Raw genomic sequence first — 19,908 nt, forward strand, 5'->3', positions numbered from 1 at the left:
AGACTCACATGTCCACCATCACTGACCTCACGGTTCTCATGACCGTCTACCACCGCGTCGCCCCCGACCAGCTCGATACTGCGCTGCAGTCGCTGTGGGACCAGACTCGTCCGGCCGCGCACGTCATCCTGGTCATTGATGGTCCGATTGGGCAGGAACTCGACCGGGTCGTCGTCAAGCATGAGCAGGCGCATTCGGAGCTGACAGTGCTGCGGTGTGCGGAAAATGGCGGCTCGGGCGTGGCTTCGCAGGCGGGGCTGCAGCTGGTGGAAACACCCTGGTTGGCGCGACTGGATGCGGACGATATTGCGCGTGCGGACCGCTTTGAAAAGCAGTGGGCCGCGCTGACCGCTGATCCGGAGTTGGATGTGTTGGGCAGTGCCATGGCGGAGTTCGAGGGCACGCCGGACAACGTGGTGCGTGTGCGGACTCTGCCGCAGACGCACGCCGAGCTTGCGCGTTACATCAAGATCAATTCGCCTGTGAATAACCCCTCCTCGATGCTGCGAACGGCGAAGGTACGCGAAGTCGGTGGGTATCGCGACATCCGTCTGATGGAGGACTACGACCTCTGGGTGCGACTCATGGCTGCGGGCGCGAAATTCGAGAATCTACCCGAGCCGCTGGTGTACTTCCGTGCCGACGGCATGTTCGAGCGGCGGACCTCGCGCGGCATCATCCGCGGTGAACGACAGCTCCAGCGCACGCTCGTTGATGAGGGACTGATTTCCAGGCCGCGGGCGGCGTTTAATTTGGCAGCGCGGACACTTTTCCGACTTTTGCCAACCCAACTCATGTCACGCGCATATCGACGATTGTTTGTGCGGTAGGCTTCGGAGCGATGACTGACAACATGGATTTCTCGGACACCTGGCTGATTGTGCCGTGCTACAACGAGGGTCAGGTTATTCGTGAGGTTCTCGAGCACGCTCGCGAAACCTTCCCCAACATTGTCGCGGTCAACGACGGCTCTTCGGATAACTCCAGTCTGGAAATCCACAGGGCCGGCGCTCACCTGGTCAACCACCCCGTTAATTTGGGACAAGGCGCTGCTATCCAGACCGGCGTGGAGTACGCCCGCGCGCAGGCCGGTTCGAAGTACTTTATCACCTTCGACGCCGATGGCCAGCACCAGGTCAAGGACGTTGTCGCCATGGTGCAGCGACTGCGCACCGAGCCGATCGACATCATTGTGGGTACCCGTTTCGGCCGTCCTCGCGCCGAGGATGACCAGGTGCCACTGATTAAGCGAATTGTGCTCAAAACGGTGGTCATGCTGTCGCCACGCACGCGCCGACTCGGACTTACCGACGCCCACAACGGCCTGCGCGCCTTCAACCGCACGGTGGCAGAGCAACTGAATCTGCGTATGAACGGCATGAGCCACGCCTCCGAGTTTGTCGAGGTCATGGACATTAAAGGTTGGCGTGTCGCCGAGCAGCCGGTGGATATTCTCTATACGGAGTACTCCATGTCCAAGGGGCAATCCCTATTCAACGGCGTCAATATCCTTGCCGACTCCCTGATTTCGAAGAGGCTGCCATGACCGCATCCATCGTTCAAATTATTTTGCTGCTGGCGATGGTGGGCCTGGTGGCGTACTTCGTCGCTAACCGTCGGAAAGCGCGCGCCAAGGCGGGCGTCAAGCTGGGATTCGTCGTTTTCGTCATCGCGTGCCTGTGGGCAATCGTGCGTCCCGACGATCTGACCGTGGTGGCCAACTGGATTGGTGTGAACCGAGGCACCGATTTGCTGCTCTACGTACTGGTGTTGGCGTTCGTGTTTACCACGGTGTCGTCCTACATCCGCTTCCGTGAACAGGAGCTGCGCTACGCACGACTGGCTCGTGCGGTGGCCTTGAAGACCGCTGTGCGTCCGGAAGAAGAAATTGTGATTCCGGGCAGCCAGAACAGCAGCCAGAAAGACAGCGCGACGGATGTCGAGAAGAACGCCCCGTCTGACTAAGCGGAACGCTAAGCGCATGCGCATCTGGCGACTGTGGTTCCATAGAAGCCATGAGCGAAGCAAATAAGGACAATACCGCCGCTGATAACAGTGGCGATCCGCAGCAGCCCTCGGCAGACGAAGCGCAGCAGGAGTCACAGCAGGACCCGCAACAAGATTCACAACAGGATTCTCAGCCCACGCCCTCTGAGCAGGACTTGGAGTCCTGGTCTGCCGGCAGCGATGTGAAGACCAAGTCGTGGTACTCAATTCCGAACGCAGCGTGGGCACTGGCCGTCGTCGCGCTGCTTATTGTCGGCGCAGCGGGCTTCTACGCTGGTTCGCGCTCGGCTAGCTTCAATGGTACAAGTACCGTAAACATGGCCGGCGCCTCGGCGGGTAAGGGTGAGATTGCGCCCGTGCCTGGCCCGAACGGGGAATTTGATGCCAGCATCTACGGGCCCAAGGCGGGAGCACAGCTGAAATCCCCCGAGGATATGGACAATGTCCACCGCCGCAATGAAAATGATCCTTTTGCTCTCGGTGCCGTGGATGCTCCGGTAGTGATTTCGATCTACTCGGACTTCGAGTGCCCGTTCTGCGCGAAGTTCGCGAATGAAACCGAGCCTGACCTCGTGGAAAAGTACGTCAATGAGGGACTGGTCCGCCTGGAGTGGAACGACATGGCCATCAACGGCGAGAAGGCCATCAAGGATGCTGAGGCCGGACGTGCCGCGGCCGCTCAGGGCAAGTTCTGGGAGTTCTCTCGCGCACTGTTCAAGAAGGCCAAGGAAAAGGGCTACGAGCACCCGGAGTTCACTGAAAAGGACCTGATTGCCACTGCTCGTGAGGCCGGTGTTCCGGACATGAAGCGCTTTGAAAAGGAGCTCAAGGACGGCAAGTGGACCGAAGCGGTCGAGAATGCCACTCAGTTCGGTTCCATGCTGGGCATTTCCGGCACTCCGGGATTCCTCGTTGGCACTCAGTTCGTCTCGGGCGCACAGCCGCGCGACGTGTTCGAGGACAACATCGAGTTGGCTCTCATCCACGCTAAGCGCATGGAAGAAGCTGGCAAGTAAGCTGCGCTAACCCTGATTCCGGAAGTATTCGACAGTGCGAGCCACGCCCTCCTGAATACTCATAGCTGGTTCCCAGCCGAGTACCTCACGCGCCCGTGTGGGGTCCAACGCCGACCGCGCCACATCACCAGTGCGCGGCGGTGCAAACTCCGGATCATCTTCAGCACCCGCAGCCTGCGCCACCAACGAGTGCAGCTGCCGATCCGAAGTTTCTACACCGGTGCCGACATTAAAGCGCATTCCGCCACCAACCTCGCCGGATGCGCGGTAAAACGCATCCACCACATCGTCTACATACACATAGTCGCGGGTATTTCCGCCGTCGCCGAACACCTTGGTCGACTCCCCCGCCAGCAGTCGCTGGGCGAAAATAGCCACCACTCCGGCCTCGCCGTGCGGATCCTGCCGCGGGCCGTACACATTCGCCGGGGCAATGTGCGAGCACTCGAGACCATAGAGGTTGCGGAACATGTTCAGGTACAGCTCACCCGTCGCCTTCGAGGCGGCATAGGGGCTCAGCGGATTGACCGGCACGCTTTCCGACACCGGCAGCTTCTCCGGCGTGCCGTAGATAGATCCACCCGAAGAAGTAAACACAATCTTGCGAACCCCCTGCTTTCGGGCCGCATCGGCGAGCTTGATGGTGCCGATAATGTTCAGTGTCGCATCCCGCACCGGATCGGCCACGGAAATCCGCACATCAATCTGCGCTGCCAGGTGGAAAATGACTTCCGGACGGCTACGCTCGAGCAGCTCGTCCCAATCCACCTCCAACACATCGGCGGCTACGAACTCAAAATCGTCGTTAAGCGATGCCTGCTGGAGGTTTTCCAGCTTTCCATGGGAGAGATCGTCCAGCGCCGTGACTGCGTACCCTTCCGCCAGCAGCCGGTCAACCAGCGTCGAACCGATGAATCCCGCACCGCCCGTCACCAGCGCGCGGGGTTTCGCGCTTGCCGACGATACTGTCATCGCGGTGGCCGGTGATTCGTTCTTGTGCTTCTCCATAGGAAGAACTATAGGCGCTTGGTAAGGAAAACCGCTTATACGTATGCCAACCCCACGTCGACGGGGTTGATTAGCTTTCCGAAGAATGCGAGATTACTCAGCGCGCTGCGGCAGGTTGACGGTGGAATTGAAGAAAATAACCAAACCCATCAAGATGGCGATGACCATACCGCCACCGAGCATAACCGGGTAGGTCATCCAGGAGATGGACTCGGAGAGCTTGGTCAGAATTGCCGGGAATGCGAAGCCGATGTAGGTCAGGCAGTAGAAGATACCGGTCAGACCAGCCATATCGCGTGGGCCAGCGATGCGCTGTACCTCGTTGAGGCCGGTAAACATGGACAGACCGTAGCCGGCGCCCAACACCAGCGCGGCAATGAACGCCGTCACTGCGGTGGGGTTGGTGGACATCCAGGCGGCCAAGCCCATACCGATAATCACGATACCGATGGCAATCAGCGAGCCACGCGCGTTGTAATCAGTCACAAAGCGGGGACCAATCTGCTGGATGCCGAAACCACAGAGCAGTGCGAACAGCGTGACCATCGCGGAGTAGAACACTGGCTGAGAGACATGCTCCTGCAGCAGTGACGGAATGATTGCGTAGGCAACACCGGCTGCACCGAAGACCCACGGTGCGCCCATTGCGGCGACGAGCAGAAAGCGACGGTTAGTTACCGATGGGGTACGCAGGGACTCCCAGAGGGTCTCGCGCGGAGCATTGCTGCCGCCCAGGTGCGGCGACTGGCGGGTCTCCGGCACAGCCAACAGACCGAAGATTGTCGGGATAGAAATCAGGATGTGGATGATATAAGCCAGCTGCCCCGGCAGCGGTGCGAACTGCGCCAGCGTGCCGGCAATTCCCGCACCCAGACCAAATCCCAAGGTCAGCGCCATGGACTGGCGCTTCGCGCCCGAGGTGGACTTGGCCGTGGGGTCAAAGCGCGGATCGGAAAGTTCCTTTACCCACGAACCGCCCACAGCCATGACAATGCCGACCGCCAAGCCCGAGATAAAACGGCCGGTGAGAATCAGTGGGGCGGTAGTCTCACCCAGCGCAATAAGGGTCGACCCCAAAATCGAGAGCACCGGCGCGGTGAGCATCACCGGCTTACGGCCGATACGGTCCGAGATTGGGCCGGAAATCAGCAGTGCCGGCGCAATGCCGAGGGCGTAGACCAGCAATAGGAGGTCGATGAACACCGGCGCCAGATCAGCGTTTTCGCGATACATCACCATCAGTGGCGTGAATTCATTGCCACCCCACGCGACGGCGAAGACCGCAATTGCGGAGAGCAACCACATCGGCATGCCTTTATTAGCCTTGGCGCTGCCGTGAGGTACCTCATTTTCGTTGCCGTTAGTTCCTGCGTGAGAAGACATGCCGTTTACTTTACGACGGTCCCCTGCGCCTTACGCGCAATGGTGGAAATTGAGCTACAGGGGCTAACCACAAAAGGTGTGTCGGGGTGGTTTCGGCGCTTCGGGCCACCTCCGACCAAAATGCCCCTAAAACCTGGGGCTCACACCCCCGTCTCAGGGGGCAATTTAACAGCTGCAGTCGCCTGCCCCATCCGGGGGCATTGTCCTTTTCGACACTACATCGTTACTTTTCCGTTATTTCAACCATATCTTGCGTCACTTTTGTCACAAGATTCACAATATTGCTGATTATATAATTACAAATCAATTCAGATGGGGGTAGCCGAACTGCCACAAAACGCAGATTTCCCCTATTTGAGACAACCTCGCATGCAAACAACCACAAACTCACGGAAATTCAGTCAGAAACCGCCCGTCATTAAGCAACACCTTCCCCACACCCTTTACATACCCCCGATACCACCTTTTTCAGACACACGGACGGGCGAATCGGTCACAAACAAAGGAAATATACCGCCATTCACCGACCCCCATTACCCCCGTCGTTCACTTTTTGCCGTTGCTCCCTGAAGTTCAAACGCTGGTCGCTACCGGTCTGACTGTGTAAGAATTCGACACCGTCAAACATTCTGTCCTTTCCCCAAACGCTGGCTGAGAAAAACCTGGAGTGTTCTCTGTGTAACCGCCGAGACAACCGAGGTCCTCGATGGCCGTGCGGACGGGTATGTAAAGAAAGTCTTGTTTTTTATGACTACTTCGATCATCGCGAATGATCCCAAACAGCGCCGTCAGGTGCTCACGGGAACTCTCGTGGGTACGACCATCGAGTTTTATGACTTCCTGATTTACGCTCAGGCCGCAGCTATCGTGCTTGCTCCGCACTTCATCGAGCCTGCTGCACAGTCGAATCCACAGGTGGCCCAGGTCCTCGCTTGGGCAACCCTGGGTATTTCCTTCCTCTTCCGCCCGCTTGGCGCTATCGTCGCCGGCCATATCGGTGACCGTTACGGCCGCAAGATGATTCTGGTCTTCACCCTCATCGGTATGGGTGCAGCTACTTTCTGCATCGGTCTGCTGCCGACCTATGAGTCAATCGGCATCGCAGCACCTATCCTGCTGGTTCTGCTCCGAGTCTTCCAGGGTATTTCCGCGGGTGGCGAATGGGGCGGTGCAGCCCTGATGTCCGTGGAGTACGCTCCGAAGGAAAAGCGCGGTCTCTACGGCGCATTCCCGCAGGCCGGTGTTCCGCTGGGTCTGACCCTGGCTACCGGCACCATGCTGATTGTTATGGCTATCGTCGGCGAGGAAGCCTACATGGAGTGGGGCTGGCGTGTGCCGTTCCTGCTGTCCTTCATCCTGGTTCTGATTGGTTACATGATTCGCCGCAGTGTCGACGAGTCCCCGGTCTTCCAGGCTATGCAGGCTGAGTCCGCCGAGCGCTCCGCTCCGCTGCCAGAGCTCTTCCGCAACCACTGGGGCAAGGTCATCCAGGGTGCCCTGATCTTCGCTGCTCAGCAGGCTACCGGTTACCTCGTGATTGCATTCTTCGGCGCTTACGCACAGAAGACACTGGGCTACCCGGCAACCGTTGCATGGACCGGTACTCTCGTCGCCGGTATCTGCTGGACCATCTTCATGTTCATTGCTGGCGCTTGGTCCGACCGTATCGGCCGCGCTAAGACCTTCATCATCGGCTACGTCCTGATTATTATTTGGGAAGCCGTCATGTGGAGCCTCCTGGAGCAGGGTCCGTTCCTCTACATCATGACCGTCGCAGTCCTCACCCTGCCGCTGGCTCTGACCTTCGGCCCGCAGCCGGCCATGTACTCCGAGATGTTCCCGGCTGAGGTCCGCTACTCCGGTGCTTCCATCGCTTACGCCATCGGCGCCGTCCTGGGTGGTGCATTCGCACCGATGATTGCTCAGATGATCATGGACGCCACCGGCAACCCGTTCTACATCTCCGTCTACCTGATGGCTATGACCATCCCGGCTCTGATCGCCCTGTTCCTGCTGCCGAAGGGCCTCGAAAACCGTGACCTCATCGAGCACCCGGAGACTAACCTCAGCGAAGTTAAGTCGCGCGTCTAGTTCCCACAGCTAAGGGCTCTGCCCCACCGAGGGGATCTGATTGCGCAAGCCGTCGTCAAGCATTGCACAACGCAGCATTTGCTTGACGACGGCTTTTGCGTTTCCACCTTCTTTTTCTCCCGGTAACCCGTTTTCTCTTTCCTCGGTCCCGATTTCCTCATGAGTTTCTCAGTCGAAAGCGACTGACAAGCCCCAGATATCCCATTAACGTTGGGTTATGGCACAGACTTCTTCCAGCTCCACGCGAATCCCCCGCCGGCGCTCAACCGACGCTCCGAAGACACTCCCCTCCCGTCCTGAACCGGAAGTGGCAAGCACACTGCAAAAGGTCTTGGACGGCTATTTCTCCGAAGCACGCGCTGATGTCCGCGCCCTTTTAGAAGACCCCACCCTGCGGCCCACCTCTGGGCTGACAGTGGAGGAGGCCAGGCAGCACACCACCGAGGCGTTGTCCAAGGTGCTTAAGACCGGCATGCCCTATGGCGCTTTCCGCACTGACCAGGGAGGCACAGGAGATACCGGTGGGACTCTGTCTGGGATTGAAATGCTCGGCCACACCGACTTGTCGTTGATGGTGAAGTCCGGCGTGCAGTGGGGCCTTTTCGGTGGCGCTGTCAGCAATCTGGGAACTGAGCGTCACGGCGAGTTGGTGCGTGACCTCATTGAGCTGCGGGCTCTCGGCTGCTTTGCGATGACCGAACGCGGCCACGGCTCGGACGTGCAATCACTCGAAACCACGGCACATTACGACCCCGAGACGGAAGAATTCATCCTCAATTCGCCGACAGCTTCCTCTGAGAAATGGTTTTTGGGCAACGCCGCGCGCGATGGGCGCTGGGCTGCGGTCTTTTGCCAGCTCTACACACCAGGGCAGGAAGAATCCCATGGCGTGCACTGCATTGTTGCCCGGATCCGCAATGATGACGGTTCGCCTGTCGACGGGGTTGCAATTGGCGACCACGGCACCAAGGGTGGCCTCTTGGGCGTGGACAACGGCACGCTCATGTTCGACCATTACCGCGTGCCGCGGGAGAACCTGCTCAACCGTTTTGCAGATGTGTCAGCTGCTGGCGAGTACACCAGCGATATTGACAGCCCCAATGCACGGTTTTTCACGATGCTCGGTGCCCTCGTGCGCGGCCGCGTGACAGTCGGTGCGGCCGCTGGTGCGGCAACCCGCACCGCACTGACCATCGGCACCAAGTACGCACACTTGCGGCGTCAATTTGCTCCCGACGATTCGCTGCCGGAAAAGAAACTCATTGAGCACCGCCAGCACCGAGTCCGGCTACTCCCCCGCATTGCGCGTTCGTACGGTCTGCAATTTGCCACCAACCTGCTGATCAAGCGGATTCACGATCTCGAAGCGGAAGGGCTGGACCGTGCGAATCTAACCCCGGAGCAGGCTCGCGATCTGCGTGAAGCGGAGGCGCATGCCGCTGCATTGAAGGTCGCGAACACCGCGCATGCCACCGATGCCATCCAGGAGATGCGTGAGGCCACCGGTGGAGCTGGCTACATGGCAGAGAACCTGTTGACCATTCTCAAAGAGGACTCTGACGTATTCACCACCTTTGAGGGCGACAACGTGGTGATGTTGCAGCTGGTCACCAAGGAGCTCCTGGGCGGTTTCGCTCGGGAGGTGCAGAGTTATTCCAACCTGGAAATGGTGCGCTTCGGTCTCGACAGTTTCAGTGGTACATTGCGCCGTCGCACTGGTGCAGACGCCGTCGTCCAGAACCTCTTGGACGCGCTGACTGACGCTGACGAGGCTTCGCTTTTTGACCCCGCCAGCCAGATGCAGCTACTTATCGAGCGCGAGAACCGACTTCTCAAGTCCCTTGCCCGCAGGCTGCGCCCGGCGCGGAAACTGCCTGTTGAGAAAGCCGCGAAGCTGGTGGACAAGGCTCAGGACCACATGATTTCCTGTGCGTGGGCACATATCGATCGCATCATCTTGGAAGCGTTCTTTGAAGCCGAATCCACGCTCGCAGATGAACGCGCCCAAGAGGTGCTCGAGCAGGTTCGCGATGTGTTCTTCCTGTCGGTGGTCTGCGATAACGCCGGCTGGTTCTTGGAGCAGTCACTGCTCACCGGTACTCGGACCAAGGGCGCACGAGCGGGTCTGGCCGATCTCGTTGACTCCCTTGGCCCCTGGTCTGAGGTGCTTGTCGACGCCTTTGGCACCCCCAGAACCATGCTGGATATCCCCATGATGGAGCCTTACGACGCAATGACGCCGAAGGCTAAGGCCAACCCAGCTAGTTAGCAGCTTGGCTACTGCGCCAAGAATCCTTCCAGCCCAGCCACAGTGGCCTCTGCCAAGCGCTGACGGCCTTCGTTGGAGTTTAAGAGGGCAATATCACTGCTGTCGCGCATGTTGCCGTATTCGACCAGTGCCTTTGGCTTCGTCGATAGGTTGAGTCCGGTGAGGTCTGCACGCGGATTCAGCCCCTGGCTACCGAGGTAGTTGGATGGAGCGAAACCGGCTGCGACGAAAGCATCGCGCAGCGCGGTTGCCAGCGCGGTAGATCCCTGCTCGTCATTATTGGCGAGCGGCTGAGAGATCGCAGACACATGGAATCCGCGGTTGCCCTCTCCAGCGCCATCTGCGTGGAGGCTCACCACGGCATCGGCGTTGGAGGCATTTTCCTTCTCCGCACGGGCATCGATGCAATCTGCACGACCGGTGTCATCGACGCGACTGAGTAGTACCTGAGCACCGCGCTGTTCGAGCAGTTGCTTGATTTCCTGTGCCATCAGCCAGTTGAACTCGTGCTCCGGGAAACCGTCATTGGAAGCAGTCCCGGAGGTATTGCACGGCTTTTGGCCACCACGGCCATCAGTGACCATCATGTCCGCTGGTGGTGGGGTGCCGGCGTGTCCCGGGTCGAGGTAGATGACCTTGCCGGCTACAGCGCTGGAGCCGTCGGCACGCGAAGTAGCGCGATTAGCTTGCTGTTGTTGTGCATCGCTAGGAGCGACTGCGTCGGGGTTAGCAGAATCAGGCATTGCAGACTCCTCATTCGGTGGAGTGGGGTTCGGCATCGGCATGGCCTCTTCCTCAGCAGCCAAGGAGGTTTGAGTTTCCGTAGACGCAGCCTGCTGAGCGCTTCCTGCGTTGGACGCCTCCGTGTCGATGGTGCAGGCCACAAGACCGGCAGGCAAGATTGCCGCGGCCGCCAAAACCACAGCTAGTCGTCCCGCTGATGGTCGCACTACTAATCGCTGGTGTCCGGGCTGCCGCATTGTGCGCTCTCCTAGTATCCGCGTACCTGCCATGTGCTGAGTAACAGTACCAAACACTCGATTGAGAGTCCCCAGCTCCGAAAGTTCCTCCCCCTTCGTTTCGGGGAATCACCGCACGTCGGCCTGCCGCTGGATTCGCTCTCCTCATGTTTGACCGATCCAAGAAATAAAAACGGGACCCTTTTTTAAAGGATCCCGTTTCAAACCGAGCCGCCTGCGAGAATCGAACTCGCGACCTTCTCATTACGAGTGAGACGCTCTACCGACTGAGCTAAGGCGGCACGCACATTGCGCTGAGCTTTCAAGCAAGCAGAAATAACCCTGCACAAAATGTACAAGCGGTAATACTACTGCACTGCCCCCATCGCTACCAAAATGGGGCCTGCAGTCCGCTGAATTAAGCGCAGCTACCGGCTTACCTGCGACCAACCTGCCCTGCGATCTGCAATTTAGCCATCAATTCATCCATCAAGACCGTCAACTTCACTGCAGTCACGAGCATGCCGCGCACCTCGGTGACAGCATCGATGGAGGCCAATATCGCTTCCGGAGGAAGGCGCCGGGCTAGCTCCGTGGCTGTCCGGCGACGATCGGGATTAATGAGGTAGACCGCGCCATCGCCGAACTCAGAACCAGCACCAAAGCCCGAATCCCCCGAAGCAGTCTCACCACCACGCTCGGCCCCAAACGCCAGCACCAGGGCGTCACGGTAAAGCCCCATAATGTCGGTCAACGACAGGTCAATCAGATCTGACTCCGCACGCCTGCGCCGCCGCTTCTGATTTTCCTCCAGCTCCTTGATCACGCCCTTAGAGCCGCGCAGCGCCGCCTGCGCCCCCTTTCCAGACGCACCAACACCCAACGAGCGCTCAAGGTTCGCCAGCTCCTCAGCCTCCAGTGGCTCCATCCGCCGCTTGACCTCGCCGGCCACGTCGTTGGCCAGCTCTCGTGCGACCACATACGACTTCGCCGGATCGAACACAGCCTCCACGAAATCCAAGGCCTTTCCCCGCCAGGTACGCGAACCCTCATCGGAGACAAAGCCACGCGCACGCCCAATATGACCGTTGGACACCGTCGCGGCCCAGACCGCTTGCTCGTCGGTAAGCTCTGGCCGCTCGGCGCGCAGGAGGTTTGTGACGTCGTCGATATGCGGCGTCGGCACATAGACGTGGCGGCAGCGCGAACGGAGCGTAACGGAGAAATCCTCCGCGTTCGTCGTTGGTGCGCACATGATAATGACGGTGCGCAGCGGCGGTTCTTCCACCACCTTGAGCAGCGCATTTGAGGCGGATTCGTTGAGACGGTCGGCGTCTTCGATGATCAGCACGCGGCAATCCGCCGTCGTGGGCATCTTGTAGGCCCAGGGCCGCAGCTCGTCCCTGACCGTCGCCACCGAAATGATGGTGCCCTCCGGGCGCACGATTTTGATATCGCCATGCGTTCCCGCCAACGCCGTCCGGCAACCCTCGCACTCGCCACATCCGGGGTCGTCATGCCGCGTGCACAGCAGCCCCGCCGCAAACGCAGTCGCCGTCACCGACCGCCCCGACCCCACAGGGCCAGTGAACAGCCAGGCGTGCGTCATGTCCGAGTCGCGTGGCACATCGCTTAACGACGACCCCGCGCCCCCAACTTCCGGCGAAACTTCCGCCCCATCGCCTGCCAGCGGTTGGCCATTGGCAAAGCGATAATGCGCAGCGCGCACAGCAGCCCGCAGCCGCTGGCGAACCCCGCCGGTTTCGGGCATACGAGAAAACACGCTGCGCTTTGTCATGGGCTCTGTCATGGCCACAACTCTAGCGCGCCCCTCGGGACTCTTGTGAGGTAACTACTCCCTGCAATCCGGGCTTGCCACTAAGGTAGAAGACATGCAACGGCTCTGGCGAAATCTGAAATGGCTAAGCGGGACAATGTGGCCTGCTTATGCCTCATTTATCTTCGTCTGTAACCTTGTCGGAGCCATGATTGTCGGCTTGTTCCTGGGCATGCTGTTGCCACTGAATCAGGAAGCTCACCTGCCGCGCTTGGCCAATGGGGTCATTTATGCCCTGGCTGGATACTTGATTCTGGCCATTATCGCGGGCATCGGCACCACGTGGATTCTGTTCAAACCGCTGTTGAAGTGGCAGCGCCATCCAGAAGTGCACGATCCACGGCGGGTGCGCTACCTGGTCATGCGTGTGCCGGTCTACCAGGCACTTTTGGGCACGGTCATCTGGTCTTTGGGCGTGATTGTTTTCAGCGCGGTCGCGTTCACCTATGACAGCAAGATTGGCATGATGGTGCTGATTACCTCGGTGCTCGGTGGCGCCATGGTGGCGCTGTTGACCTATCTGATTGCGGAGCGCATGGTGCGTCCGGTCGCGGTGGAGGCGCTGGCGCGTAGGGCACCGGATTCTTCACTGGAACCGCCTATTGGCCACCGTCTTCGCCAGACATGGGTGTTGACCAGCGGTGTTCCAGTGGTGGCTATCTTGCTTGTGTTGCTGGGGCAGCGTCGCGGCATGTTTACAGATGATGCGGCAGACCTGCTACCCACCATCACCGCGCTGGCAATTCTGGCTTTGATCACCGGCTATTTCGGCACGATGCTGGCCACGATGTCCATCGTCGACCCGATTCGTGATCTCACGGGCGCGATTAATAAGGTCCGCCAGGGGCAGGTGGAAACGCGCGTGCCTATTTACGACGGCTCCGAGATGGGCGTCCTCCAAGCGGGCTTCAATGAAATGATGCGTGGCCTGCAGGAGCGTCAGCGGGTGCGTGACCTTTTCGGCCGCTACGTCGGCTCTGAAGTCGCCCGTAAGGCTCTGGAAGAAAAGCCGACTCTAGGCGGCGAGAATCGCCTCGTCGCAGTGCTGTTCGTGGACGTGATTGGTTCGACTAACTTCGCGGAGAAGAACTCCCCAGAGGTCGTTGTCCGTGAACTCAATGCCTTCTTCGACCACGTTGTCGACTGCGTACACCGCAATAAGGGCATTATCAACAAGTTCCAGGGTGACGCGGCTCTGGCTGTCTTCGGCGCTCCCCTACCTCTCGATGACACTGCTGGTCACGCTCTCACCGCAGCCCGTGAACTGCGCGAGGAACTGCTCGACCTCCAACTCACTGCCGGAATCGGCGTGTCCGCCGGTCACGTCGTCGCCGGCCACATCGGCGCCCGCGACCGCTTTGAGTACACGGTTATTGGTGACGCGGTTAACCAGGCTGCCCGTCTGACCGAGCTGGCTAAGGACACCCCGGGCCGCGTGCTCGCTACAGCTTCCACCATTCGCCTGGCCAACGAGGACGAGCAGGCTCGCTGGACCACCCTGAAGTCCGTGGAGTTGCGTGGCCGCACGCACATGACGCAGCTTGCGCGCCCGGTGCGTCCGACGCTTGCCGACGAGGCCTAGGGGGGGCAGCGGACTCGTTGGTCTCGCTGTGCTCATGCTGTGCTCGTTGGACGCCTAGCATCCCTAGACTTCTCAGACGGCGAGCGCACTTACTCCACCGAGAATAAATCCCCTGGCTGGCAGTCCAGGGCTTCACACAACATAGTGAGCGTCGTGAAGCGCACGGCTTTCGCCCTGTTGTTTTTGAGCACTGAGAGGTTGACCGGTGTGACCCCGACCTGTTCGGAAAGGGCTGCGAGCGTCATACCGCGGCTTTCCAGTATCTCATCCAAGTGGCACACAACCTTCGCCATTTAAATGAGCCCTTCCTGGTCTTCCTGCATTCGCGCGGCTCGGAACAACATAACTCCGAGAGTGGAGATGACCATCACAAGGACAAACCATATTCCTAGGTGCTGATAGAAATCGGCATGGTCGCGCTGGAACCACGTGCTCAGATTCAGGTCACCCGCGACCCAGTTTTCGCCCATAAGTTGCAGGAAACCACTTGCCGGATAGATCACTGCCAGCCAGGAGATAGCCATAACGCGTCGCGCAGTCTTAACCGTAAAGAACTCGCCCTTCAGGTACGAGACTGAGAACAACACGCAGAGCACGGCAATCGCGGCGACGATAGCGCATCGAACAACAGTCGCGGCAATAAACAAGGAGAGGGCTCCACCACTCATAACCTCGATAGGAACCCCTTTGTCACTTCCCAGGACTTCGGGCAGGAGCAGAGTCAGATCGCTGGGGAACTGTTGGTGAAGAACCGGATGGCGGAGCTCAAGAAGGATGTAAGCCAGCGCGATTACTCCGACAAAAAGGCCTGCAACTACATCCCGGCGTTCCTTAGTTTGATTGACATATGGGTCTTTTGGCTTCTTGGCCTGGGGAGATGCCATAGCTAGTTTCCTTGCTGCACCGTCATTGGCGCGGTTAGTGAATTTTTTCCTACGGGTCGCTTGGAGCTGCAGCCAAACCCCGACACATCGTTATTCGATGTATCGATTTTCGATACTATATCGCTTTTCGATATACCGCAAGACTTCTACAACAATCGATGTCCGCCGCCAACCTGCGCACCCTCCCGCGATTCCTTTACGTTGGAGGAATGACTGACCACCGCCCCAGTTCTAGCACCAGCCCCAGACCTCGCATGCTCGTCCCCGACGCTGCGCGCGGATTCGCTCTCCTCGGCATCGCTATCGCAAACATTGCCACTGCCTGGTTGGTTGCCAGCCCCGAGCTGCCCGGAGCATTCTTCGGCGGCGTCATAAACGACAGCGTCGCCGACAAGGTCACCGTACTTTTTACCGCTGTGACCGCGCATAACCGCGGGCTGCCGATGTTCGCAACACTGCTCGGCTTCGGTGTCGGACTCATCGTCCGCAGTCTGGCCAGGAGGAATTTTCCACTGTCGCGGGCGCTGGTGGTCGTCGTCAAGCGATATGCGTTCCTGGGCCTGTTCGGCATCGTGCACATGCTGTTTCTGTTCTTTGGCGACATCATGTTTCTCTATGGCTTTTGCGGCATCATCCTGGGACTGCTCATGGCCGCCAGCAACAAGGTGCTGACGATCCTCGCGTGGATAGCACTGGCAATTAATGCCGCACTGAGCCTGCTGTTTCTAGTGGTCGCGATTGTCATTCCCGACGCCGAGCTCGCCGGCACAGACATGAGCGAGTTCGTCAACGGCGGCGCGATTGAAACGAGTTACCTGGACATGCTCACCGAGAACCTTCATGTGCTGGCAATGAGCATCACTACCCTGCCGTTGCAGCTGTTCCTCTACCTGCCGGTCATGATGATTGGCTTCGTGTGGGCGCGTAAGGGCGTGCTTGACGACGTCGACGCGCACCGCCCCCTGCTTATTCGGTGGCTCGTGGTGGCTGTAGTCGTCGCCTTCGGCGTCGGCATCCCTATGGGGCTGACCGCGATTGGTGTCCTGCCAGCCGAACAGCACATGGTCTTCCTGGTCATCAATAGCTTTGCCGGAGCTTTCACCGGTCCTGGCATTCTGGCCGGTTTGGCGCTGGCGCTGCAGCCGCTCCAGCGACGTCTGAACGAGGGCGCGGCTGTGCCTGGCTGGTTGGTGCCGATCGTGGCGCTCGGCAAGCGTTCGATGACGGGCTACCTGATGCAGTCGGTCATCTTCTTTGTGCTGGTGTACCCGTTTATGCTGGATATCCCGCGCGACATGGGCGCGTTCGTGCAAACGCTCATCGCTGTGGGCGTCTGGTTGGTGACGCTGTTGGCCGCGTGGGCAATGGAGCGTCGTGGCATGCAGGGGCCGTTTGAGAAGGTCCATCGCCGACTGGCCTACGGGCCGACGATGCGGGCGGAGCTGGCCGGGGTCGGCGGCCCCAAGCCAGCTCCAAAGGAGACGCCGGGCGCGGCGGATGCGCCACGGGCGCCGGGCGCTTAAGCGTTAAGCGACCCCTTGGCCTCTGCAGCGGTTATCAGTCAGGCCCTACTTGCCCCGGCGGGTCGCCTTAACCACGCGCTTGGTGGTGCGCTTGACCGCCTTCCTGGTGGTCTTCTTCGCAGCCTTCTTCGCGGTCTTGCGAGTCGACTTCTTCGCAGCCTTCTTGGCGCCACCATCGGCGGCTTCCTTCGCACGACGCTCAGACAGCAGCTCGCAGGCGCGGGCATCGGTCAGCGTCTCAGGCGTATCACCCTTGCGCAACGAAGCATTGGTGACACCATCGGTGACGTACGGACCGAAGCGGCCATCCTTCACCGACATCGGGCGACCGGAGACATCGTTGTCGCCCAGCTGCTTCAGCGGCGGCTTCGCAGCAGCACGACCGCGGCGCTTCGGCTCAGCGTAGATACGACGAGCCTCGTCCAAAGTCACGGTGAAAACCTGCTCTTCGTTAGCCAGTGAACGCGAGTCCGTGCCCTTCTTCAGGTACGGGCCGTAACGGCCATTCTGAGCAGTAATAACCTCGTTATCGACCGGATCGACACCGACCTCGCGCGGCAGGCTCATCAGCTTCAGAGCCTCTTCCAGCGTGACAGTCGACGGCTCCATGGAGGAAAACAGCGAGGCCGTCTTCGGCTTCAGAGTTTCCTCGATGATTTCCGCGGTGCGCTTTTCCTTCTGCTTGGCAGCGGTCTTGGTTTCCCAGTTCTTCTTCCGCTTGCCCTCCGCAGCGCGCTGGGCATCCTCTTCAGCGCGCTCAGCTGCGATAATCTCCTCAGCCTTGGCTACGACACCTTCACGCTCTTCATCGGTGACCAGCTCGGTGACGTAGGGACCGTAGCGACCATCACGAGCGACAATCATGCGACCATTGGCCGGGTTAATGCCCAGCTCACGGCCGCCCTGCGGCATCGCCAGCAGCTTCTCGGCGGCGGCCAGATCCAGCTCGTCCGGAGTCATGGCCTCCGGAATGTTGGCGCGCTGCACCTCGTCGGCACCGTTTTCACCGGCACCCGGGCGCGTACGCTCCAGGTACGGCCCATAGCGGCCAACGCGAACGACGATGGGGTTTCCCTCCGCATCGTCGAAAAGGAAGAGCGAATTGACCTTCCGAGCATCAATCGACTCCAAGTTCACGTCGATGATGTTCTTCAGACCACCGTGGGTCGCAATGGCATCGGCACCCTTGTGGCGGTGGTCCTTCTCATCGCCGAAGTAGAAACCGGTCAGCCAAGTCGTGCGATCCTTATTGCCCGCAGCAATGTCGTCGAGCTCATCCTCCAGCTCGGAGGTGAAGTCGTAGTTGACCAAATCGGAGAATGCTTCCTCCATCAGCCCCACCACGGCAAAGGCCACCCACGAGGGCACCAGTGCGTTGCCGCGGGAGTAGACGTAGCCGCGATCCTGAATGGTCTTGATAATCGACGCGTATGTCGACGGACGACCAATTCCCAGGTCCTCCATCTTCTTCACCAAGCTAGCTTCTGTGAAGCGCGCAGGCGGGTTGGTGGAGTGGCTGTCGGCACTGAAGTCCGTGGCCGTCAGGCCCTGGCCTTCCGTCAACTGTGGCAGACGCTTCTCGGCGTTGTCGGCGACCTTGCGGCCGTCGGAAAGCGCGGAGACCTCGACGTATGCCTTGAGGAAGCCCGGGAAGCGAATCGTGCGTCCGGTGGAGGCGAACTCGACGGCGTGCGTGGCGGTGGCGCCGGCGATGGTGACCTTCATGGACGTGCCGCTTGCGTCGGCCATCTGCGAGGCGACCGTGCGCTGCCAGATCAGTTCATAGAGTTTGAACTCCTCGGCATCCAGCGATCCCGCCAGCTGCCCCGGCGTTGCGAACGTCTCACCCGCCGGGCGAATTGCCTCGTGGGCTTCCTGCGAGTTCTTCACCTTGCGCGAGTACTGGCGCGGCGCATCGGCGACGTACTCCGAACCGTAGAGCTCCAGCGCCTGCTTACGCGCGGCATCGATACCGGCCTTGGACAGTGTCGTGGAGTCGGTACGCATGTAGGTAATGTGACCGTTTTCGTACAGACGCTGCGCCACACGCATCGTGCGCTCAGAGGTGTAATGCAGCTTGCGGCCCGCCTCCTGCTGCAGCGTAGACGTCATAAACGGCGGGTACGGGCGGCGCGTGTACGGCTTCTCCTCCACCGACGCGACCTTGAGCTCAGAGCCCACGAGGTCCGCCGCCAGGGTTTCGGCGAGCTGCTTATCGACGACCCGGATGCCATCGGACTTCTTCAGCTGGCCACGGTCATCGAAGTCTCGGCCCTGCGCTACGCGCTGACCATCAACGCTGGTCAGGGTTGCAACGAATTCCTTCGGCTGGTTGGCATCAGCAGAAGCCGAGCCGGTGTCCAAAGTTGCGGCGACATCCCAGTACTCAGCGGAGATAAACGCCATGCGCTCGCGCTCACGTTCGACGATGACGCGCGTTGCCACCGACTGCACACGGCCTGCCGACAGGCGCGGCATGACCTTCTTCCACAGCACCGGGGAGACCTCGTAGCCGTAGAGACGGTCGAGGATACGGCGACCTTCCTGGGCGTCGACCAGGTTCTGGTCCAGTTCACGGGTGTTGGCGGCGGCCTCTAAGATGGCCTGCTTGGTGATCTCATGGAACACCATGCGGCGCACCGGCACCTTGGGCTTCAGAACCTCCAGCAAGTGCCAGGCAATGGCCTCACCCTCACGGTCGGGGTCAGTTGCGAGATAGAGCTCGTCGACTTCCTTGAGCTTGGCCTTCAGGTCGGCGACTTTCTTCTTTTTATCAGCGCTGACGACATACAGCGGGGCGAACCCATTGTCGACATTCACGCCCAGACGAGCCCAAGGTTCCTTCTTGTAACGAGCCGGAACGTCGGCTGCGCCACGGGGCAAGTCGCGAATGTGTCCCACCGACGCCTCCACGATGTAATCATCGCCGAGATACGGCTGAATCTTGCGAGCTTTCGTCGCCGACTCGACAATTACAAGGCGCTTGAGGCCGTCTGAATTCGCCATAGAAGTTTTTCTATCCTGCAACGTTGACTGTTTTTAACTGTTTAGATTCTGGTTTTGGTTTATACCTTGGGGTTCTTGGCCGGACTCTGGCCGAGCTTCAGCTGTGAGAAGCCCGCAATCGGTTCCAACCGGTTCCGATTAGTTCAAATCAGTTCCCGGCCACGTTCTCCCGGAAGAATATCTGGAAAGAATATGAAGAATATAAGGAATACCGTACACACAATCTAGTTTGTCGCGTGGAATCCTCAAGTATCGGGCGGATTTTGGGTGTGACTGAAGGGGCTGCACCTGTAAATACGGGCTGCAAATGTGAAACTGTGCGAGTCTATGACACTTTCAGGCC

Annotated in this window: 15 protein-coding genes and 1 tRNA gene; 8 read left to right on the forward strand and 8 right to left on the reverse strand. The window is 59.6% G+C overall.

Annotated elements, in window-relative coordinates; all coding sequences use genetic code 11:
- The first annotated feature begins 8 nt into the window (after positions 1 to 8).
- From ADA16_RS03925 to ADA16_RS03940, 4 genes are read left to right on the forward strand one after another with little or no spacing between them, the layout of a single operon-like run.
- A complete protein-coding gene (locus ADA16_RS03925; RefSeq protein ID WP_048759354.1) occupies positions 9 to 830 on the forward strand; it encodes a glycosyltransferase in 822 nt (273 codons plus the stop codon).
- An 11-nt stretch (positions 831 to 841) separates the two neighbouring features.
- Positions 842 to 1,546 (forward strand): glycosyltransferase family 2 protein, encoded by a 705-nt coding sequence (locus ADA16_RS03930; protein WP_239659329.1) that lies wholly within the window; start codon positions 842 to 844, stop codon positions 1,544 to 1,546.
- A complete protein-coding gene (locus ADA16_RS03935) occupies positions 1,543 to 1,965 on the forward strand; it encodes a DUF2304 domain-containing protein (protein WP_048759355.1) in 423 nt (140 codons plus the stop codon). The genes ADA16_RS03930 and ADA16_RS03935 overlap by 4 nt, the downstream gene beginning before the upstream one ends.
- 50 nt (positions 1,966 to 2,015) lie before the next feature.
- The gene (locus tag ADA16_RS03940) at positions 2,016 to 3,023 is read left to right on the forward strand and encodes a DsbA family protein (RefSeq protein ID WP_048759356.1); all 1,008 of its coding nucleotides are present in this window, start codon (positions 2,016 to 2,018) and stop codon (positions 3,021 to 3,023) included.
- 6 nt (positions 3,024 to 3,029) lie between these two features.
- On the opposite strand, the gene ADA16_RS03945 is transcribed toward ADA16_RS03940, so the two are convergent.
- Together ADA16_RS03945 and ADA16_RS03950 are read right to left on the reverse strand one after the other, a co-directional pair.
- Positions 3,030 to 3,995, reverse strand: coding sequence for a GDP-mannose 4,6-dehydratase (locus ADA16_RS03945; protein WP_048759392.1), 966 nt, complete (start codon positions 3,993 to 3,995; stop codon positions 3,030 to 3,032).
- Positions 3,996 to 4,124: 129 nt separating this feature from the next.
- A complete protein-coding gene (locus ADA16_RS03950) occupies positions 4,125 to 5,414 on the reverse strand; it encodes an MFS transporter (protein ID WP_048759358.1) in 1,290 nt (429 codons plus the stop codon).
- Positions 5,415 to 6,161: 747 nt separating this feature from the next.
- Here ADA16_RS03950 and ADA16_RS03955 point away from each other — a divergent pair.
- Together ADA16_RS03955 and ADA16_RS03960 are read left to right on the forward strand one after the other, a co-directional pair.
- Entirely contained in the window at positions 6,162 to 7,505 is a 1,344-nt protein-coding gene (locus ADA16_RS03955) for an MFS transporter (protein ID WP_048759359.1), read from the forward strand.
- A 217-nt stretch (positions 7,506 to 7,722) separates the two neighbouring features.
- Positions 7,723 to 9,774: an acyl-CoA dehydrogenase family protein gene (locus ADA16_RS03960; protein WP_048759361.1), complete on the forward strand. Its 2,052-nt coding sequence runs from the start codon at positions 7,723 to 7,725 to the stop codon at positions 9,772 to 9,774.
- An 8-nt stretch (positions 9,775 to 9,782) separates the two neighbouring features.
- Here the strand turns inward: ADA16_RS03960 and ADA16_RS03965 are convergent, their stop codons facing one another.
- The 3 genes from ADA16_RS03965 to ADA16_RS03975 form a co-directional block, all read right to left on the reverse strand.
- The gene (locus ADA16_RS03965; protein ID WP_048759363.1) at positions 9,783 to 10,754 is read right to left on the reverse strand and encodes an N-acetylmuramoyl-L-alanine amidase; all 972 of its coding nucleotides are present in this window, start codon (positions 10,752 to 10,754) and stop codon (positions 9,783 to 9,785) included.
- A gap of 208 nt (positions 10,755 to 10,962) precedes the next feature.
- A tRNA-Thr gene (locus ADA16_RS03970) sits at positions 10,963 to 11,035 on the reverse strand.
- A 134-nt stretch (positions 11,036 to 11,169) separates the two neighbouring features.
- Positions 11,170 to 12,543: a DNA polymerase III subunit delta' gene (locus ADA16_RS03975; RefSeq protein ID WP_048759364.1), complete on the reverse strand. Its 1,374-nt coding sequence runs from the start codon at positions 12,541 to 12,543 to the stop codon at positions 11,170 to 11,172.
- Between the two features lie 82 nt (positions 12,544 to 12,625).
- Here ADA16_RS03975 and ADA16_RS03980 point away from each other — a divergent pair, with 82 nt between their 5' ends.
- Positions 12,626 to 14,152 carry an adenylate/guanylate cyclase domain-containing protein gene (locus tag ADA16_RS03980; RefSeq protein WP_193387485.1) on the forward strand — a complete coding sequence of 509 codons (1,527 nt, stop codon included), beginning with the start codon at positions 12,626 to 12,628 and terminating at the stop codon, positions 14,150 to 14,152.
- Between the two features lie 89 nt (positions 14,153 to 14,241).
- On the opposite strand, the gene ADA16_RS03985 is transcribed toward ADA16_RS03980, so the two are convergent.
- Both ADA16_RS03985 and ADA16_RS03990 read right to left on the reverse strand, forming a co-directional pair.
- Positions 14,242 to 14,445, reverse strand: coding sequence for a helix-turn-helix domain-containing protein (locus ADA16_RS03985; protein ID WP_048759367.1), 204 nt, complete (start codon positions 14,443 to 14,445; stop codon positions 14,242 to 14,244).
- Positions 14,446 to 15,036 (reverse strand): hypothetical protein, encoded by a 591-nt coding sequence (locus ADA16_RS03990; protein WP_048759369.1) that lies wholly within the window; start codon positions 15,034 to 15,036, stop codon positions 14,446 to 14,448.
- Positions 15,037 to 15,245: 209 nt separating this feature from the next.
- Here ADA16_RS03990 and ADA16_RS03995 point away from each other — a divergent pair, with 209 nt between their 5' ends.
- Positions 15,246 to 16,559, forward strand: a complete 1,314-nt coding sequence (locus ADA16_RS03995) for a DUF418 domain-containing protein (RefSeq protein WP_342626528.1) — start codon at positions 15,246 to 15,248, stop codon at positions 16,557 to 16,559.
- A 45-nt stretch (positions 16,560 to 16,604) separates the two neighbouring features.
- Here ADA16_RS03995 and topA read toward each other — a convergent pair whose 3' ends face one another.
- A complete protein-coding gene (gene topA, locus ADA16_RS04000) occupies positions 16,605 to 19,565 on the reverse strand; it encodes a type I DNA topoisomerase (protein WP_048759373.1) in 2,961 nt (986 codons plus the stop codon).
- Positions 19,566 to 19,908: the final 343 nt, after the last annotated feature.

Source organism: Corynebacterium vitaeruminis (genome assembly GCF_001054325.1).
In the GTDB taxonomy this organism is placed as follows: domain Bacteria; phylum Actinomycetota; class Actinomycetes; order Mycobacteriales; family Mycobacteriaceae; genus Corynebacterium; species Corynebacterium vitaeruminis_A.

What these genes read in the sequence shown, in the direction of transcription:
- ADA16_RS03925 (WP_048759354.1), top strand. Translation starts at nt 9, where the DNA reads ATGTCCACCATCACTGACCTCACGGTTCTCATGACCGTCTACCACCGC.
- ADA16_RS03930 (WP_239659329.1), top strand. Translation starts at nt 842, where the DNA reads ATGACTGACAACATGGATTTCTCGGACACCTGGCTGATTGTGCCGTGC.
- ADA16_RS03935 (WP_048759355.1), top strand. Translation starts at nt 1,543, where the DNA reads ATGACCGCATCCATCGTTCAAATTATTTTGCTGCTGGCGATGGTGGGC.
- ADA16_RS03940 (WP_048759356.1), top strand. Translation starts at nt 2,016, where the DNA reads ATGAGCGAAGCAAATAAGGACAATACCGCCGCTGATAACAGTGGCGAT.
- ADA16_RS03945 (WP_048759392.1), bottom strand. Translation starts at nt 3,995, where the DNA reads ATGACAGTATCGTCGGCAAGCGCGAAACCCCGCGCGCTGGTGACGGGC.
- ADA16_RS03950 (WP_048759358.1), bottom strand. Translation starts at nt 5,414, where the DNA reads ATGTCTTCTCACGCAGGAACTAACGGCAACGAAAATGAGGTACCTCAC.
- ADA16_RS03955 (WP_048759359.1), top strand. Translation starts at nt 6,162, where the DNA reads ATGACTACTTCGATCATCGCGAATGATCCCAAACAGCGCCGTCAGGTG.
- ADA16_RS03960 (WP_048759361.1), top strand. Translation starts at nt 7,723, where the DNA reads ATGGCACAGACTTCTTCCAGCTCCACGCGAATCCCCCGCCGGCGCTCA.
- ADA16_RS03965 (WP_048759363.1), bottom strand. Translation starts at nt 10,754, where the DNA reads ATGCGGCAGCCCGGACACCAGCGATTAGTAGTGCGACCATCAGCGGGA.
- ADA16_RS03975 (WP_048759364.1), bottom strand. Translation starts at nt 12,543, where the DNA reads ATGACAGAGCCCATGACAAAGCGCAGCGTGTTTTCTCGTATGCCCGAA.
- ADA16_RS03980 (WP_193387485.1), top strand. Translation starts at nt 12,626, where the DNA reads ATGCAACGGCTCTGGCGAAATCTGAAATGGCTAAGCGGGACAATGTGG.
- ADA16_RS03985 (WP_048759367.1), bottom strand. Translation starts at nt 14,445, where the DNA reads ATGGCGAAGGTTGTGTGCCACTTGGATGAGATACTGGAAAGCCGCGGT.
- ADA16_RS03990 (WP_048759369.1), bottom strand. Translation starts at nt 15,036, where the DNA reads ATGGCATCTCCCCAGGCCAAGAAGCCAAAAGACCCATATGTCAATCAA.
- ADA16_RS03995 (WP_342626528.1), top strand. Translation starts at nt 15,246, where the DNA reads ATGACTGACCACCGCCCCAGTTCTAGCACCAGCCCCAGACCTCGCATG.
- topA (WP_048759373.1), bottom strand. Translation starts at nt 19,565, where the DNA reads ATGGCGAATTCAGACGGCCTCAAGCGCCTTGTAATTGTCGAGTCGGCG.